This is a genomic window from Butyricicoccus faecihominis (assembly GCF_024462775.1).
Taxonomy (GTDB): Bacteria; Bacillota; Clostridia; order Oscillospirales; family Butyricicoccaceae; genus Agathobaculum; species Agathobaculum faecihominis_A.
The window spans coordinates 245446-262796 of sequence record NZ_JANGCE010000001.1; the positions used below are offsets into that span (position 1 = coordinate 245446).

The following is a 17351-nucleotide window of genomic DNA, read 5'->3' on the forward strand; positions in this document are numbered from 1 at the left end:
TTGTCCCGTTTTGTATCTTTTTTTCGCAATTCCATGCAGCGCAGGCTGCGCGCCTATTTCATACTTTGGATGATCGTTCCCCTGATCGCCACAGGTCTTATTTTCTACCATGTTTCCGTATCCCGCATTTTTGAATTGTCACTGCAGTCTAGCCGACAGATTATTGGAAAAACCGTAGTTGCTATTGACAGTCTGCTAAATGAAGCGATCCGATTGCCTTCTTTGATCAATGCCGATCCGGATATTCAAGCGATGTCAGATCGCAATTATACTTCGCGTGAGCGCTTCGTCGAGGATACCCGTATGGGTGATCAAAAGCTGCATTCACTCAATCAATACCGTTCGGATATCTTTGGTATATACGTACTGATGGATAATGGAATGCAGCTAAAATCCCGTTATTTTGCGTGGGATGTGGGTGATTTTTTGCAGAGCGACACCTTCAATCGAGCTCATACCAATTATTACGACGTATGGATTGCATCTGCAAATCGTTCGCTGGCCGTGCAGAATGCAGGGCAGTCTGTGATTGCGCTGTGTGCGCAGGTGCGAAGCGCCGTCACAGATCAGCCACGCGGCGTTACGGTCATTGAGATTCAGCACTATTGGCTTGAACAGGCATTACGCATGCAGCCGGAAGCAGGGGTGTTACTATTGCTCAATGAACAAAATGAGTTGATTGCCGCAGGCAAACAAGGACTGGGCGAGCAAAGCATAAAGTCCTATCTTGCGGTGACCGGCAAGTCTGCGATCGGCCGCGAGCCCGTGTTGATCGACCAGTCGGATTGTGTGTTTATATGTCAGCGTCTGGAGCAAAGCAACTGGATCGTCGCAGGTGTGATCCCAAAGCCTTATTTAAATCAAAGCGGCCGTATGCTTACGCTGACGATTCTGGCCGTTTTTGGACTGTTTTTGATCGTTTCCTTGCCGGTGTCTCGGCGTGCGGTCGGGTATGAGCTTCGTCCGATCACTCATTTGGCGGATGGTATCCGACGCCTTGAAAAGGGTGGGTTCGACATCACCTTACCAGTTGAGCGAGGAGACGAGGTTGGCAATTTGACGGCGTCCTTTAATACGATGACTGTACGGCTGCACACATTGGTTGCGCAGAATGCCGAAAAGCAGGAACATTTACATAAGGCGGAATTTCGCGCCCTGCAAGCGCAAATCAAGCCGCATTTTCTCTACAATACGCTTGATTCGATCTCTGGTTTGGCGCGTATGGGACGCGCAGCAGAGGCGGTTCGGCTGGTCGACGCATTGACCGTTTTTTTTAAGACCAGTTTAAGCGGTGGGCGTGACATCATTACGCTTTCGGAAGAAATGAAACATACGGAAAGCTATCTTGCTATACAGAAGATTCGATATGCTGATATTTTTTCTTATCAAATAAATATGGTTCCCAGCGCGGTCGATTGTGCTGTTCCAAAACTGACCCTCCAGCCGCTGGTGGAAAACGCGCTGTATCACGGTATCAAGCCTTGCGCACACCGTTGCCTGCTACAGATCAACGTGCTGGATTATCAAGATTCAATCCAAATAGAGATTATCGATAATGGCGTCGGGATGTCCGCGAGACAGTTGACGGATCTGCGCGCTAGCCTTGTCCCGGACGCGACTCTTTCGTCCGAAGGTTTCGGTGTGCGTAATGTGGATGAGCGGATTCGGGCGCTGATGGGGAAATCATACGGGTTGCGTTTCGAGAGCGAGCCGGGCTTTGGAACAGCGGTCATTGTCCGTATTCAAAAGACACAGGGAGGGCAGACGAATGTATAAGGTGCTCATTGCCGATGACGAACCGATCATCCGCGATAATATTTGCCGCTCAATTTGCTGGGGTCAGCTTGGCCTACAGCTCGCCGCCACGGCCGGCAATGGAAGAGAGGCTGCCGAGCAGGCGCTACTTCATCAACCGGACATTATACTGACCGACATCATGATGCCGCTGGTTAATGGGCTGGAACTGATAAAACAATTGCGACAGAAGGACTGCCGGGCCGTTATTGTAATCATTACCGGATATGATGAGTTTCAATACACCCGCGCTGCCCTACAGCTAGGCGTGCTTGATTATATCCTAAAACCGATTCAGATCGAGCAGATTGACCAGACACTGCACCGGGCAATTGAGGTGCTGCGCTCCCGTGATACGGCTTCCTCCAAACTGGAACAGATGCAGCGGCGGCTGGAGGAACAAAGTGCGCAGTTGCTTCGGCTGGATATGCAGCAATTTTTGCAGAGACGGATGGACGCGCCAACCCTACTCAATAAACTACCTGCTCATATTGATGCCAACGCATGGTATAGCTGCGCGCTGCTGCAAATCGACGACTTTCACCATCTCACCAATGCGTTAGACGAGGAGCGCGTTTTTTCCCTATCCATGCAGGTGGAAAGCTGGGCTTTTCGCGAAAATGGTCCTTTGTCGCTCTCAACCGATGTAGACGGACGATATGCGCTGCTGTTTTCAGGTGCCGATGCGCTGGAGACGGAATCAACGCGGGATTCTTACCTGCATATGCTCCGTTGTTTAGATCCGCCCTATGCCTATACTACGGCGTGCGGACATGCCGTTCAGGGCATTGTTCAGTCTGTGCAGTCCTACGAGCAGGCTTGTGACGTGCTATTAGCCGCCTTTCTCAGCAGTGGTAACGCCGACCTGACTCCGACCGATTTCGGGGAGATAAGCGAAACGTTTATCCCTATCGAGATCGGTGGTATTCTGCAGGCCATTCCTACTCTGAACAAGCGGCAGATCAAGCAGGAACTCGAACAATTTGAGCAATCCGTCCGCAATGCAGGACACAATTCCTATTTGTTTACACGTCTGGCAATCAGCCATGTCTACTCAGAAATTGTACATACACTGGTCACGTTGCATTTTCCGATAGGCAGGATTGTCAATGATCCGACTAGGCTGTATCAAGAAATTTTGCGCTGTCAAACCTTGTCGGACGCCGTAGCTTCTCTCTATGAGTTCGTGTCTCAGGTTTGTGACGCATTGTCCACCGATATCACGCCATCCAATCGGACGACTATCGCAGCGGCAAACGCCTATCTGCAAGCAAATTATCAGAATCCCAAACTCTCACTGGAGCAGACCGCAGCAGCGGTTAACCTTTCACCAAATTATTTCAGTTCTCTTTACAAGCAGACAACCGGGCGTTCCTTTATCAGCAGCCTAACGCAGATCAGAATAGAGCGGGCAAAGCAGCTTCTGCTGACCGGACAGTTTCGCTCTTATGAGGTTGCCTATCAATGCGGTTACGACAATCCCGCATACTTCAGCACAATTTTCAAGCGCCATACCGGGCTTTCTCCATCCGATTACTGCGGTGCGCGCACTGGGGAGGGGGGCGGGAGGCTATGATGAAGCGGCTTTCTTACATTGCCGCAACCACGGCAGTGCTGCTGTTTACACTGTCTCGCCTCTATCGGGTGTGCGATGCAAAGATTGACATGGTTCGAATCGGATATATCAGTATTTCCGAACAGCAGGCTGATCTGTCACAACAGCGCGCTGCACAATGTGGACTTGGTGGTGTGGAGCTTATGGCTGAACAGGCGGAGCAAGCGGGTATCTTTGTTGGGCATAAAGTTGAGATACACGCCTTGCCTGTAGCAGGAGATGCCGGATGGCAAGATGTTTTACTGAAGACGGTTCGAGAAGAAAAGCTATCCGCGCTTTTTTTTGCCCCCGGTACGCCGCTGCCCGATGCTACGTTGCGTCTTGCATTGGAAACGAGAGGCTGCCCGTTTTTTATCGCAACGGATCAAAACTATCCCACGAACGTGTTCGGTCCTTTTCGCGTCGTAAGCACGAATCACGCTATGACCGAAGCGCTTGCCGGATATGCGTTGTCACAGCACTATCGATGCGTTACCGTGCTTATGTCTGATGAAGCGTGCAGCAAAGAACAGGCAGAAGTTTTTTTGCAGTGCTTAAAAGATAGCCAGATATCAAGCAATACACAGCTATCAAACGACCAGTCGAAGTACCTCGCAATCGACGGTGAATTGGCAACGGAAGCGTTTGCCGTCTGGGGCGATCAGCAGTTTCTGATACAAACTATTCGTATGCTGCGTCATACAGGGTACTTAGGGCCTATTTTAGCTTCCTCGAACTGTGGAGAACCAGCGGTAATCAATGCTCTTGGTATTGCATCCAATAATGTCGTGTTTACGGCGCAGTACCGTGTACCGCGTTCGACTGAGGAGATTGAAAGCGAGGTATTAAGCGCTTTAACCGACTGTTATGTCCGGCGCTATGGTGAATATCCTACGTCCCATGCGCTGTTTTCGGGTTACGATCAAATGCTACTTTTTTCGAAGGCTTTTGCTATTCGGACCGAACGACCGGAACTCACGCTACAGCAGGCCGTCAGTTCGATCCAGAACGTGAAGGGAATGGCCGGTATTTTTAATTTTAATAATAGCGGCGACGGAATCGACTATCCTCGCGTCTATACAGTCGAGAGTGGTACGGTCGTACCTGTTCTTTAAAGGGGTCGTCCCAAACCATCATAAGAAAGTAGAACAGGTTGTGAAAAATGTGAAGTATTCTCATCTTGTTGCGATTCACCCGAGAACCTATAATGAAAGCATAGAAAAGGTACGGTAAATAGGCGAGCCAAGTGTTTCGCAGATATACGGGGAGGGATTGAAACGTGGGCCAATAGAAGCGGCTTTTGACAGATTAGATTATGATAACCGATCGGGGAGGAATAACAATGATTTCTGTGAGCAGTATGAAAATCACGCTTGGCGCGCTTGTTGCGTCCGGAAAACTTAAAGTCGATCCCAATACGCCGGCGCAGAATTGGCGGCGTATCGAACAACTGGAGGTGGCCTTCGGAGAACTGGAGGTCTTAACCCGCTGTGTTGGCGTTATAGGGGTAACGCAGGAATTTGAGCATGTCATCGAAACCTTTCATCCAGCTGACGGCGTTATTCCGGCTGGTTTCCGCCCCGCATTTGAGTTTAGCGATGACGGAAGCGCAAGGGTGGACCTAATACGCGATATCTCCTATGGCGAAAACGGCCATAAGCGTCCGACTCGCGTCCTCTTCTCTGCCGACAGTGCCAATCCCTACGAAGTTGCGCCAATCAAAAATTTTGTAGCCAATCTCACCTGCAATCCTGCAATCATTTATAATAGCTTTATCAATAATCCAGCGGCAAATGTCGGCAATAAATTCAAGAACCGACAGGAGGTCATGCGCGAACTATGCAGTATTCTTGGACCCGGAGTGGATATCAGTGTAGAGATCGACAACCCCTTCGCACCGCGCAGCGAGATTCTGGAAGAGGTAGCCGAGTTCGAGGAGATTCTTACGCCGTACCGACTGGTCGTAAAGGTGCCGCACACCGGGCCGATCACCGCCGACAGCGCTGATAAACTGATCGCGGGAGCGTTTGAGAAGGGCTTTGAAGATGGAACGGTAGACAGCAATTTTTACGGACATAATCTGGCGTATTTTCTCGAACAGCACGGCTACCGCACTAACTTTACCCTTATGTTTGAGCCACACCAGACTGCGCTGGCCCTTCAGGCAAAGCCCTATTTCATCAATACCTTCCTGAAACAGAGGTTTTTCGCCACAGATGCGTTACGATCCATGCTGCATAATTATAGCTTGACGAATGATATGCGGTACGCAGAGGCCATCCGAAATTATATGCGCAAGGAAGATATGCTCTCGCCGACGGAAGTAGCTGGACCGATTGCCTTCATTCTGGAAAAGGCTGAGCGCACGATCGCTTACCGTCATGCGCAAGATAGTGAAGGGGCTGATGGTCTGGATGCCACTCGCCACAGCTTGCGTGTATTGCGTGCTTCTAACCTGCCGGATACACGGCTGATCATTTGCTCAATGGGCGGCGAACTGCTTTATCCAAGTATTGACAAGATGCTGACAGAACCTGAGTTTGAAGATATGGTCCATCGCGTCGTCGTCACGGCACCGCCTGCATACCTATCACGTTTCGCCAGCGCTTCCGGCGTGCTCACTTATCAAAAACTATTCTTGAATGCAGCCAAATAACGTTCTACCACCGTCCAAAGGAGGGACGCGAGGCCATGAAAGCGTTAGTCTATTACGACAAAGAGGATCTGCGCTTGGAGGAATTCCCTACTCCTGTGATTGAAAAAGGGGACGACGTGATCGTGAAGGTGCATTATGCCGGCGTATGTGGATCAGAGTTGGCGCGGATCATCGGTGACTATCCGATCCCGCTAGAGCATCCCGTGCCGCACGGACATGAATTCGCCGGCACCGTTCAGGCGGTCGGGGCGGGGGTGACAAGCGTCAAGGTCGGAGACCGTGTCGCGATCGCGCCTAAAACCGTATGCGGCGTGTGTGAGGACTGCCGTAACGATCGTGTCGGTCAGTGCGCTAACACGCGTGGCTTCATTGGCGTTAAGCTGCCGGGCGGCTGGGCGGAATACTGCAAGGTAGACGAGATCAATATTGTCAAACTACCTGACGGCGTCTCTACTTTTGAAGGCGCTTTTCTCGAACCGCTGACCGTAGCTGTGCACGGTATCCGTATGGGAAATTTTGAACAGGGCAAAAGGACTGCTATTGTGGGGTGCGGCACAATCGGCGCTCTGACTCTGCAGGCTGCTGCCGCTATGGGTGCAGAATCCCTTTCGGTATTTGACATCAGCCCACATCAGCTGCAAGCTGCGCAAGGTCTGGGAGCGACCTACACTGTTAGTACCGCAGGAGACTGGTTTGGACAGGCCTGCGAGATCACCGGTGGTCACTTGTTCGATTATGTGTTTGAAACCGGTGGCGTGGAATTTACAGAAAAGGCCGCTATATCCTTAACTGCAGCGCACGGCACGTTAGTCTATATCGGCACGCCGTTTTCGGATGTCCACTTTAAACCGCAGGAGTTTGAACAGATCAACCGTAAGGAAATCTGGATTCGCGGAGCATGGCAATCCTATTCCACACCATTCCCTGGCAGTGAATGGCCAACTGCGGCTATACTGCTGAAAACGGTACAGGTCGGCGGATTAGTAGATCGGTTGATCGAACCTGAGCAGATCTTCGACGCATTGGCGGATGCCCGTGCCAAAAAGGTACATGGAAAAATTATGTTGCGGTGGAACGCGGATGCGGACTTTCCGCCTGCATCCCTTGAGAATGGATGATTGTCATGAAAAAACTTGACGTTTTATGCGTGACCTTGTTGAATTTAAATATTCTCGTTAAGCCCGTCGACCGCGGTGTTTTCGACCGCGATGCCACGCTTGTATCGAATTATAATGTGGTCGTAGGCGGAGACGGCACCAATCAAGCGGTAACTTTATCTCGTCTCGGTCATAGCGTGGGTGTATGCGGCAGCATTGGAGAGGATCATTTCGGCCATCTCGCCATGGAACTGCTGCATGAGCGGGCGATCGATACCGTTCAAGTGGCGGTTAATCCACAGGCACAGACCGCCGTGTGTTTAGTCATGATCGGGCCGGACGGTGAACGGAACTTTATCGTCAAGCGTGGCGCCTGTGACAGTTTTACGCTTGCGGACATTGATCAGGATCTATGCACTCGCGCCAAAATATTGAATATCGGCAGCGTATTTACTTTCAAGAAACTGTTCGGCAACGATCTCGCCGCATTGTTACGAAATGCGCAGCAACACGGCATCATCACCAGCGCGGATGCAATGTATGATTCCTACGGTATCGGTGCGGAAAATATGCTACCTGTTCTACAGCATCTGGATTATTTTCTACCAAGCTACGATGAAGCGAAATATCTAACGCGGGAAGATGATCCGGAGCGCATGGCGGACAAGCTACTGTCCTACGGAGTTAAAAATGTCGTCATTAAGCTAGGCGCGTCGGGCTGCCTGCTGAAGAATGCCCGCGTGCAAATGCTTCAGCCGGCATTCCTTGCACCCGTAGTGGATACGACGGGTGCAGGTGATAATTTTATCGCCGGGTTTCTTCACGGCGTTTTGAACGGCTGGGACGAGCGCCGCTGCTTACTTGCTGCTTCGGCCACCGCGTCGATCAGTATTGGAGCGATCGGCGCGACTGGTGCGGTGCAGAGCGCAGATCAGATGCTTCAGTGGCTTTGGGAAAAACAAAATATTATTTTATAAAAGGAGCATGAAATGTCCAAACTATTACCTATGCTTAAGAAAGCACAAAATGAGGGCTATGCGATCCCGGCTTTTAACTATGCCGACATCTGGGAGCTGGAAGCCATTATTGAAGCTGCGGAGCTGGAAAAATCTCCGGTGATGGTCGCCAGTATCCCCAAAGTGGTAGACGCACATGGCTGTTCGGTATTGGCTGGTATGGCACGGCCTATGATCGAAAGAGCTCAAGTGCCTGTCATTTTGCATCTGGATCATTCCGTCAGCGTTGAGATGTGCAAGGAAGCGGTCGATTGTGGGTTTGATTCGGTTATGATTGACGGTTCTAAACTTCCGCTAGAGGAAAATATCGCATCTGTCAAATCTGTGGTCGATTATGCGCATGCGCGCGACATCTGCGTGGAAGGTGAGATCGGACAGATCATGGGGCGCGGCTATGAAGGCAATTTTGAAGGTGGGGACTATCTGGTACAGGTTCCGGAAGCAGTCAGGCTGGTAGAGGAGACCGGCGCCGATTCGCTTGCTGTGGGTATCGGCACGGCGCATGGTTTTTACAAGGGCGAACCCAAGCTTAATTTTGGGCGTTTGGCCCAAGTACGCGATCAGCTTGATATACCGCTTGTCTTGCACGGCGGCACTGGTATCCCGGAAGTCGACGTGCAGCATAGCATTCGGCTCGGCATGTGCAAGGTGAATGTTGGTACGGCAATTTGGCACGCCCATGTGCAAGCTCTGGAAACAGTATTCCGCGAGCAAGGCTTGATCCATACGATCGATGCAAACGAATTTGCCAAGCAAAAAATTCGAGAAGTTGTTACAAACGCCATTCGCATGTGCATGTCATGCGGAAAGGCTGAATAATTCAATAAAACCTCTCTTTTTTCTTCCTCTTCTTCTTTTTAAACAGGCATGGCGGCGTCTAATTGTGACGCCGCCATGCCTGTTTAAAATGTTACCCCGTCGTTAGACGACTAAATTGTTCCCGATACTCCTTAGGGGAGAGGCCAAAATGCTTTTTGAAAATCGTTGAAAAATACGTTGGATTTTCATATCCGCACCGGTAACTGATCTCATATGAGCGATAATCGCTTGATTCCAGCAATTTTTTTGCGTGTTCTAGCCGTAGGTCGGTCAGGTAACTGACAAAGGACTGTCCCATCGTCTTCTTGAACAGCAGGCTAAAGTAGTTAGTCGATACGTTAACTTGCTTTGCCACAATCTCCAATGTTAGCTTTGGGTCTTGAAAATTCGCTCGAAGAAAAACCTTTGCCTGCTCGATCATCACGCTGGATGCATTGCGTTTTTCCTCGGCTAGAGCGTCGCAGATAGCCGCAACGAATCGATAAAGCTCCTGCATCATGTCAGATAGCGTCGTGCAACTCAATATTTGTTTATACGCGGTCTCAGGTGATTCGCAAAGGTGTCCTAGCGGACGCCGAATATCGCTGAGAAGGTGGATGATTTCCATAAATACGTTGCTCACCAGCATGCGCGTGAGCAAAAAGGAATTGACACCGGATTGGCGGATCGTTTGTTCAACACGGTCAAACTCTTCACGGATTTTCGTCTTGTCGAAGCTGGATATCGTCTGCAGGATCAAACCGTTATCAAAGCGACTCAATGCGTTATTTGAGAGTGGCTCGTGGTACATATAGTCACAGTTGCCGCCCTTCAAAAAGACCTGATACAACGCTTCAGAAGCTTCATTATATAATTGTGCACAAGCAGCAAGCCCCTTTTTGACCCCCGTGGTCGAGGTGACATAGGCGCATTCTTTCCAGTTCATTCGCAGACGGCGAATGGTAGCGTCTCGCAGCGCCGCCGTCTCTTGTTCCTCACCACTCGTCCAAAGTAGAACGTATTTTCCTGCAGTTTCTTCGACCAATATTGGCGGACGAAGGCTGCTGTAGAAAATCATTTGCTCAAACCGCTCTGTCAGATCGAAAATCTCCTCACCCTTCATACGGCGAGTCAGATCATCGAATCGCTCCAGCTGTACAATCACACCCGCGACATAGTCTTTGGAACGAATGTTCTCCGGCAGTACTTTTATCAGGCTATGCGCGTCTACTCCACCCAACATATAGCGCCGCAGCGCATTTTGCAGTTCCCAGTTGTTCGCCTCTTCGATGCGTTTGCGAAGCTCTTCCATTTTATCGTGCTCTGCCCGCTTTTGATCAAGCTGTGCCGCAATCTCAATAAGCAACTGCTCAAGTTCCATGATATCAATCGGCTTAGAAATATAATCATAAACTCCAAGTTGTAATGCCTTTCTGGCATAACAGAATTCATTGTGTCCTGTAATAATAATGATGATCGGGTGATAGCATAGCTCGCTGATTCGCTGCAACATTTGCAAGCCATCCATGCCAGGCATACGAATATCGGTCAGGATAACGTCAGGCCGCAGCTTTGCAACGCCCCGATAAGCGGAGCAGCCATCCCGTGCCGTACCTACAATAGAAAACCCCAGCTTATCCCACCGAACGGTGGAGCATATCCCATCCAAAATGATATCTTCATCATCCGCTATAAAGACCTGATACATCTCTTAGTCTCCTTTACTCAGCTCGGTTCAGTGGAACGCACCAAAAGTCCTGTGGTGAACACAGGACTTTTAGGTCAATCTGATCCATGTTTGCTTATTGTTCTCCAAGATAGCTCTTGCGCACCTCGTCGTTGTGAAGCAGATTTTGTCCCGTATCTGACAAGGTGATACGTCCGGTTTCCATTACATAGCCACGGTCTGCAATCGCCAACGCCATACTGGCGTTTTGCTCGACCAGTAATATCGTAGTTCCCATCCGCTGCAATCGCGGTATGATATGAAAGATTTCTTCAATAAAAATCGGTGCAAGGCCTAGAGATGGCTCGTCCAAAATTAATAGCGTCGGGTTTGCGATCATTGCGCGTACGATGACCAGCATTTGCTGTTCGCCACCGGATAGCGTACCCGCTTTTTGATCCACGCGCTCGCGCAGCCGCGGAAAAATTTCGAATAACTCCTCAATATCATCCGGAATCTTTTTCTTATCCTTTCGCATAAAGGCGCCCATTTGGATATTTTCCATAACCGTCAGCTTGGGGAATACATGGCGCGATTCCAGAACCTGTGAAATACCTTTGTGCGCCACCTTATAGGAAGGCAGACCGTTAATCGCTTCGCCGCGATACAAGATATCGCCGCCACACGGCTTGAGAATACCCGAGATGCAGCGCAGTAACGTGGTCTTTCCTGCGCCGTTTGCCCCGATCAACGCGACAACTTCTCCCTCATTTACCTCCATGCTGACGCCCTTGAGTGAGACGATCGCACCGTATTTGTGATGCAGATCATTTACTTTGAGCATGCGGCGCACCTCCCTTACCCAAATAGGCTTCTATTACTGCAGGATTTGTTTGTATCACATGTGGCAGACCTTCAGCGATCTTTGCGCCATGGTCGAGTACAGTGATTTCGTCTGAAAGTCCCATCGCAAGCTTCATATCATGTTCGATCATCAGGATCGTGATGCCCTGCGCACTAATCGCACGAATAATGCGGATCAAGTTGTCCTTTTCCACCGAATTCATACCTGCGGAAGCTTCATCCAGCATTAGCAACTTGGGCGTGCTGGCCAGTCCGCGCGCAATCTCCAGAAGACGCTGCTCGCCATAGGGTAAATTGCACGCCTTTTCGCCTGCACGGTGCGCAAGTCCTACGAAATCCAACAGCTCATATGCTCTCGCAACGATACGCGCTTCCTCAGCTCGTTCCTCCTTTGTACGAAAGATCGCGCCGATAAATTCTTCTTTGGTGCGGCAGTGCTGTCCAACCATAATGTTGTCCAATACGCTCATCTCACCAAACAGGCTGATATGTTGAAAAGTGCGGGCGATGCCCAAGCCGCTGATTTCATGTCTCTGATTGCCATTGATGCGATTACCCTCCAGCAACACCTCGCCTTGCGTCGGCTGATAGACGCCACTGATTACATTGAAACAGGTAGTTTTCCCCGAGCCGTTCGGACCAAGTAGCCCGTGGATCTCTCCCTTGCGAACACACATGGTCAGCGCGTTGATCGCCTTCAAGCCGCCGAATTGCATGGTCACATTCTCCACTTTCAGCAGTTCCATCCGTTTATCCTCCCTCTGCGCTATGGTTTGGCATCGTGTCTTCTTTCACACGAACAGGCACATGTACAAATTCATGATAAAACCGGTTGCGCAAGGTGCCCGCGATGCCGTTGGGCATGGCAAAGAGTACGAAGATAATAATCAAGCCATAGAGCAGCATCTGATAATTGCCGAACTTCTGCAAAAGTTCGGTCACCGTTATGATAATGCCGGAGCCTAGAATCGGACCGAGCAGTGTTCCCATACCGCCGATCAAGATCATGACGAGAAACATATTGGATTGTTCGGATGAAAAGGATTCTGGACTAATAAACCGTACCAAATGCGCATAAAGAGCACCCCCGAAACCGGCATAAAACGCGGAAAGCGTAAATGCTCGCGATTTATACCGGGATAGTTTTAATCCAAACGCTTCGCTTGCCTCCGGGTTGTCGCGGATCGCGACAAACGCGCGACCAACACGGGAATTGACAATACGGGACTTGACGATAACGAATAGGAGTACCATGGCCAGTACAAAGTAAAAATATTTTCCATAGTCGCGCAACTCTATACCGAATAGACTGAGCGCCGGAATCCCGATTAGACCGTCCGGTCCACCGGTCACTGCGCCGCCATTCAAAACAACTAGTCGAACAATCTCGCCAAAGCCGATCGTAACAATCGCCAAAAAGTGATGTACTAGCTTAACACAGGGTTTGGCGAGCACAAAGCCGACCAACGCCGCAACCCCTGCGCTAAGAAACAGCGAGAGAACGACCGGCACACCAGCGAAGCTTAAGAACGCAGTAGCGTATGCACCGATGGCGTAGAAGCCCGCTTGGCCCAACGAAATCTGTCCGGAATATCCAAACGCCAGATCAAAGCCTGTGTTGACGATAATGTAAATCCCAAACATGCACAGAAGAAACAGCATATAGGTTTCGCTGCTGAATAAGATTGGATATAACAGGGCTGCGGCGAGCGCCACAAATAAAATGTGTTTTTGCATCCGCTTTCCTGCAAGACAGCTCATTATTTTACGCACGGATAACACCTCCTTTATCAATCCGCCTTCACCTTCAAAATACCGCTTGGCATAACAAACAGCACCACAATCAGTACTCCAAAGGAAATAATGTCTTTCAACGAAGAAGACAGGTAACCTGCCGCCATTGTTTCCACTACACCGAAGATTAATCCACCGATCATCGCACCGTACATATTGCCATAGCCGCCAAGTACGGCCGCTGCAAAGCCCTTGGTGGACAAAAGTGCGCCCATTTTCGCATATACACCATAAATCGGCGCGAGCAGTATGCCTGCAATCGCAGAAAGCACCGCCGCCAAAGCCCATGCCAAACCGACCGTAAGCGGTACATTAATGCCGGCTACACCGGCAGCCATTGGTTCCTGCGCCGCAGCACGTAAACTGGTTCCCATTTTAGTGCGCGTCATGAAAAAATGGATACCGATCATGCATGCTATCGTCACAAAGATGATCGCGATCTGCTGGGGGATAATGGAGACTAGACCAATCCGTATCGGCGTTTCACCAAACGCAGAAGGGAAGTTCTTGATATCTGTGCCCCATACCAGCATGGCAAAGTTCTGTAAAAAGATTGACAGACCGATCGTTGCCAGAACGATATGGATCTGCTTGCTGCCTTTACGCAGCAACGGACCGATCATGCCGCGCTCCAACAGCATACCGAAAAGAAACATGACCAGCATGGACAGCACTGCCGCGATCGCAAAGGGAACCTCAAAAGATATGTGAATCGTAAACGCGACGAACGCGCCCAACATAAATATCTCGCCTTGAACAAAGCTCATCAAGCCGGAAGCGCTGTAAATCAGGTTGAATCCTAAACCGATTAGCGAATAGATGCAGCCGACGGCCAGCCCGCCGACCAGCAGTTGCCAAAACATAAGCTACCTCCTCATACAAACGTCCTAAAAATATAACCGGATTGCTCCGCACAACCCGGTTATATCGCCGACCGTTAATTGGCTTCGATAAATTTGCCGCCCTGCATTTTATAGATGCGCATGGTATCAATACCCTCGCCATTTTTGCCTTTGTAGCTGAACGTACCGGCCAAGCCCTTATAACCATCAATATCATTATAAGCGTCACGCAGTTCCGGGCCGTTGGCCTTGCCACAGGTCTCCATTGCTAGAGCGATCATCTTCATGCCGTCATAAGCGCGGTAAGCATTGTCCGATGCGGGTGGTTCGTTATAGGAATCCAGATAGGCTTGTAGAAATGCTTGCATCTGCGGATCTTCTGCGTCTTCCGGATTTGCATATACCAGATATTGTGCGGCAAAACAGACACCGTCCGTTGCATCGCCTGCGATCTCATAAATTTCCGGCAGCGTATAGCCTTCAGGCCCAAGAATCGGACCGGTATACCCGGACTGTCTTAGCTGCTTGGTCACCGCTCCCAACTCCTCGCCAACGCTCCAGACTAGTACGGCTTCCGGCTCTGCCGCATTAATCTTAGCAAACTGGCCGGTATAGTCCCGGTCGCCCACAGTAAACGTTTCGTTCGCCACAAATTCTATGCCAAGCGGCGTGGCAGCCTGAATAAATCCCTGCCCGCCAGTGGAACCATACTCGTCGTTGCTAGTAAAGATAGCGATACGCTTAAAGTTCTGGCTCTGTGCGTATTTTGCGAGCTGTACCGCTGCCACATCGCTGTTCGCCAACGCACGGAACAAGTAGGTATAGCCTTGCTGCAGCCAGGTGGGGGAAGTGCCACCCGCAACAGTCAATGTTTTTGAGTCCTCGATCACAGGAGCCGCCGCCAAAACATTGCCGCTGTGCAGCGAACCGAAGATAGCGTCAACCTTATCGACTTGTACCAGCTTTGTCGCTGCTCGTACCGCCTGTTCCGGCGAGGATTTGTCGTCATATTCGATCACATCAACCTGTCTGCCGAGTACGCCGCCGGCAGCGTTCAGCTCATCAACGGCAATTTGCAGACCGTTTCGCGCAGCTTGTCCAGATTGCGCGGTACCGCCTGTTAGCGGACCAAAATAACCGATTTTAATCGGCGCTTCCTCTCCGCCTTTGCCGCAGCCTGCCAATGCCCCCAGCAGCATGGCACCGCATAACGCTAAACTAATTGTTCGCTTCACCATAATACCTTCTTTCATTTGATTTCTTCTGGTTTCCATGTATTTATGATATCCGTTGCGCACTACAAAAGAAATCAAGATATTCAAGATAATATTTCACATTTTATTCATGCTGGCGCGGAGCCATTTTGCCAATCCGCAGTGTGACTAATGTACCCATACCGGAGTCACTGGCGATGGAAAGACCAAATTTACCGCCCGAAAAGCTTTGAATACGGTCGTTAACATTCACCATACCAAGACCGTGGCTCGGTGTGGTTTCACAATGTCTGAGCGCATCCTTGAGCTGAAGCAGCTTATCCGGCGGAATACCGTTGCCGTCGTCCAGCACCTCAAATAGCAAACAATCCGGCTGGTCAAATATATTGATATGGATCATACAGTGCCGGCCGCTCGGTTTGATTCCGTGATATAGCGCATTCTCCACGATTGGTTGCAGTATCAGCTTGGGAATCAGATATTGTTCTGATGCCGGATCCACAAATATATCATAGTCAAACAGGCTTTCATAACGAATTTTCTGAATTTTCAGATAACTGGTCACATGTTCCACCTCGACGGACACCGGAATAATGTCCGCACCGCGGCTTAGTGAGGTCCGAAAAAAATCTGTCAGCGCCATGACCATGTGAATTACTTTTTGGTTTTCCTGTTTACGTGACAACCAAACGATTGAATCGAGCGTGTTATACAGAAAATGGGGCTGAATCTGCGCTTGTAAGGCGCGGAACTCCGCTTGTCGCAGCCGCTCCTGCTCTAGACGAATGTTTTCGTTGAGCTGCAGTACATGTGCGGTCATTTGATTAAAGCTTGCAGCCATTGCACCAATTTCATCTCGCCTTACTACCTCGCAGCGCGCATGTAGATCATTTTTTTCGATTTTTTTAATGGTTTGCACAATGATGCGGATCGGCTTCAGTTCATAACGACTTACCCTTGTCGCTGCAAAGCAAATCATTGCCCAAAAAAATATCGCCAGCACCGCAACAAGCAAGGAAATAATCTTACCTTTTTCCCTTAGTGCGCTCTGCGGAATAAAACCAGCCACATACCAACCGTTCGCACTCAGTCGATGATAGACTAATATACCGTCCTTGACGGACAGAGTGTTAGAATCCCCATCAAACTGTTCCTTCTGCAAGCTGGCAATCAATTTCTTTAAGTAATCTTCTTGGGGGGATTGTCGTGCCAGCGCCACGGTGTTCAGTTGCTGGTCCAACAGAAAAAGTTCTCCCCCCTTGCCGATATCCAACGCAAGCTTTTTCTGTAAAAGAAATTTACGCGCTTCCACCATGATGATGCCGCGTGGCTCCCCGGTGATAATGTCTCTCATAGGCATACCGCAGGCGATAATAGGATCGCCCACTGTTTCTGCCAGCATGGAACCTTGATCAGGTGTGAACCATACCGGTCCTTCGGCCGCTCGTACGTTTTGGTATAGAGTGGAAGTTCGGAAATCCTCCATTTGGAAATCAAAATACCTAGATTTCATCGCAGCACCATTGTCCATCAGCACATAAATCCCGTAAATATCAGGCTGAAACTCATTGAGTGATGCCAGTGTTGCCGTCCCTTTTGACTCATCGGTTACACGTGCGGTCTCACTTTGATATTCCGTGCGCAACATACGCTGGAAAGAGGCGTCGCTACGAATAATCAGGGGGAGGGAAGACATGCTGAGCATCAATTCATCCAGCTCTTTACCAGCAGAGTCTACAATTTGACGGCTTGAAGAAGCTGCCATATCAACAATATTATTTATTGAAACCTGATGAAGCAGTAGGCTGGTGATTAGTACAGGGATTAGTGTTAGCACATAGAAATAAATCGTCATTCGCGTTTGAAAGGAACTCTCAAATTTTTTCTTCATATTGACCATAATGTCCCTCCCGAATGTCGTTTACGCACACAAGAATCGGAATCAGACCACCGGAACGTCTGGGCGACACGCTTTAGCGGTCTCACCGTATTATTATAGTCGGAAGCGGTTTTTTA

At 49.8% G+C, this 17351-nt stretch carries 14 protein-coding genes; 7 read left to right on the forward strand and 7 right to left on the reverse strand.

Annotated features, from left to right (window positions below):
* The 7 genes from NE562_RS01240 to NE562_RS01270 all read left to right on the forward strand — a co-directional run bounded on the left by NE562_RS01240 (position 1) and on the right by NE562_RS01270 (position 8976).
* On the forward strand, positions 1 to 1776 hold the full coding sequence (locus NE562_RS01240) for a sensor histidine kinase (RefSeq protein WP_280960567.1): 1776 nt from the start codon (positions 1 to 3) through the stop codon (positions 1774 to 1776).
* Positions 1769 to 3370 carry a response regulator gene (locus NE562_RS01245; protein WP_280960568.1) on the forward strand — a complete coding sequence of 534 codons (1602 nt, stop codon included), beginning with the start codon at positions 1769 to 1771 and terminating at the stop codon, positions 3368 to 3370. Before NE562_RS01240 ends, NE562_RS01245 begins: the two co-directional genes overlap by 8 nt.
* Positions 3367 to 4503 (forward strand): ABC transporter substrate-binding protein, encoded by a 1137-nt coding sequence (locus NE562_RS01250; RefSeq protein ID WP_280960569.1) that lies wholly within the window; start codon positions 3367 to 3369, stop codon positions 4501 to 4503. Before NE562_RS01245 ends, NE562_RS01250 begins: the two co-directional genes overlap by 4 nt.
* A gap of 227 nt (positions 4504 to 4730) precedes the next feature.
* Positions 4731 to 6044 carry a transaldolase family protein gene (locus NE562_RS01255; RefSeq protein ID WP_280960570.1) on the forward strand — a complete coding sequence of 438 codons (1314 nt, stop codon included), beginning with the start codon at positions 4731 to 4733 and terminating at the stop codon, positions 6042 to 6044.
* Positions 6045 to 6079: 35 nt separating this feature from the next.
* Positions 6080 to 7162 carry an alcohol dehydrogenase catalytic domain-containing protein gene (locus tag NE562_RS01260; RefSeq protein ID WP_280960571.1) on the forward strand — a complete coding sequence of 361 codons (1083 nt, stop codon included), beginning with the start codon at positions 6080 to 6082 and terminating at the stop codon, positions 7160 to 7162.
* A 5-nt stretch (positions 7163 to 7167) separates the two neighbouring features.
* A complete protein-coding gene (locus NE562_RS01265) occupies positions 7168 to 8118 on the forward strand; it encodes a carbohydrate kinase family protein (RefSeq protein ID WP_280960572.1) in 951 nt (316 codons plus the stop codon).
* A gap of 30 nt (positions 8119 to 8148) precedes the next feature.
* A complete protein-coding gene (locus NE562_RS01270) occupies positions 8149 to 8976 on the forward strand; it encodes a class II fructose-bisphosphate aldolase (RefSeq protein ID WP_280960573.1) in 828 nt (275 codons plus the stop codon).
* 91 nt (positions 8977 to 9067) lie between these two features.
* Here NE562_RS01270 and NE562_RS01275 read toward each other — a convergent pair whose 3' ends face one another.
* The 7 genes from NE562_RS01275 to NE562_RS01305 form a co-directional block, all read right to left on the reverse strand.
* Positions 9068 to 10663 carry a response regulator transcription factor gene (locus NE562_RS01275; protein WP_280960574.1) on the reverse strand — a complete coding sequence of 532 codons (1596 nt, stop codon included), beginning with the start codon at positions 10661 to 10663 and terminating at the stop codon, positions 9068 to 9070.
* Positions 10664 to 10757: 94 nt separating this feature from the next.
* Positions 10758 to 11465 carry an ABC transporter ATP-binding protein gene (locus NE562_RS01280; protein ID WP_280960575.1) on the reverse strand — a complete coding sequence of 236 codons (708 nt, stop codon included), beginning with the start codon at positions 11463 to 11465 and terminating at the stop codon, positions 10758 to 10760.
* Entirely contained in the window at positions 11449 to 12231 is a 783-nt protein-coding gene (locus NE562_RS01285) for an ABC transporter ATP-binding protein (RefSeq protein WP_280960576.1), read from the reverse strand. Before NE562_RS01285 ends, NE562_RS01280 begins: the two co-directional genes overlap by 17 nt.
* A 4-nt stretch (positions 12232 to 12235) precedes the next feature.
* Positions 12236 to 13258 carry a branched-chain amino acid ABC transporter permease gene (locus tag NE562_RS01290; protein WP_280960577.1) on the reverse strand — a complete coding sequence of 341 codons (1023 nt, stop codon included), beginning with the start codon at positions 13256 to 13258 and terminating at the stop codon, positions 12236 to 12238.
* Between the two features lie 17 nt (positions 13259 to 13275).
* Positions 13276 to 14142, reverse strand: a complete 867-nt coding sequence (locus NE562_RS01295) for a branched-chain amino acid ABC transporter permease (protein WP_280960579.1) — start codon at positions 14140 to 14142, stop codon at positions 13276 to 13278.
* A gap of 74 nt (positions 14143 to 14216) precedes the next feature.
* Positions 14217 to 15395 (reverse strand): ABC transporter substrate-binding protein, encoded by a 1179-nt coding sequence (locus NE562_RS01300; protein WP_280960580.1) that lies wholly within the window; start codon positions 15393 to 15395, stop codon positions 14217 to 14219.
* 64 nt (positions 15396 to 15459) lie between these two features.
* Positions 15460 to 17235, reverse strand: a complete 1776-nt coding sequence (locus NE562_RS01305; protein WP_280960581.1) for a cache domain-containing sensor histidine kinase — start codon at positions 17233 to 17235, stop codon at positions 15460 to 15462.
* Between the last annotated feature and the right edge of the window lie 116 nt (positions 17236 to 17351).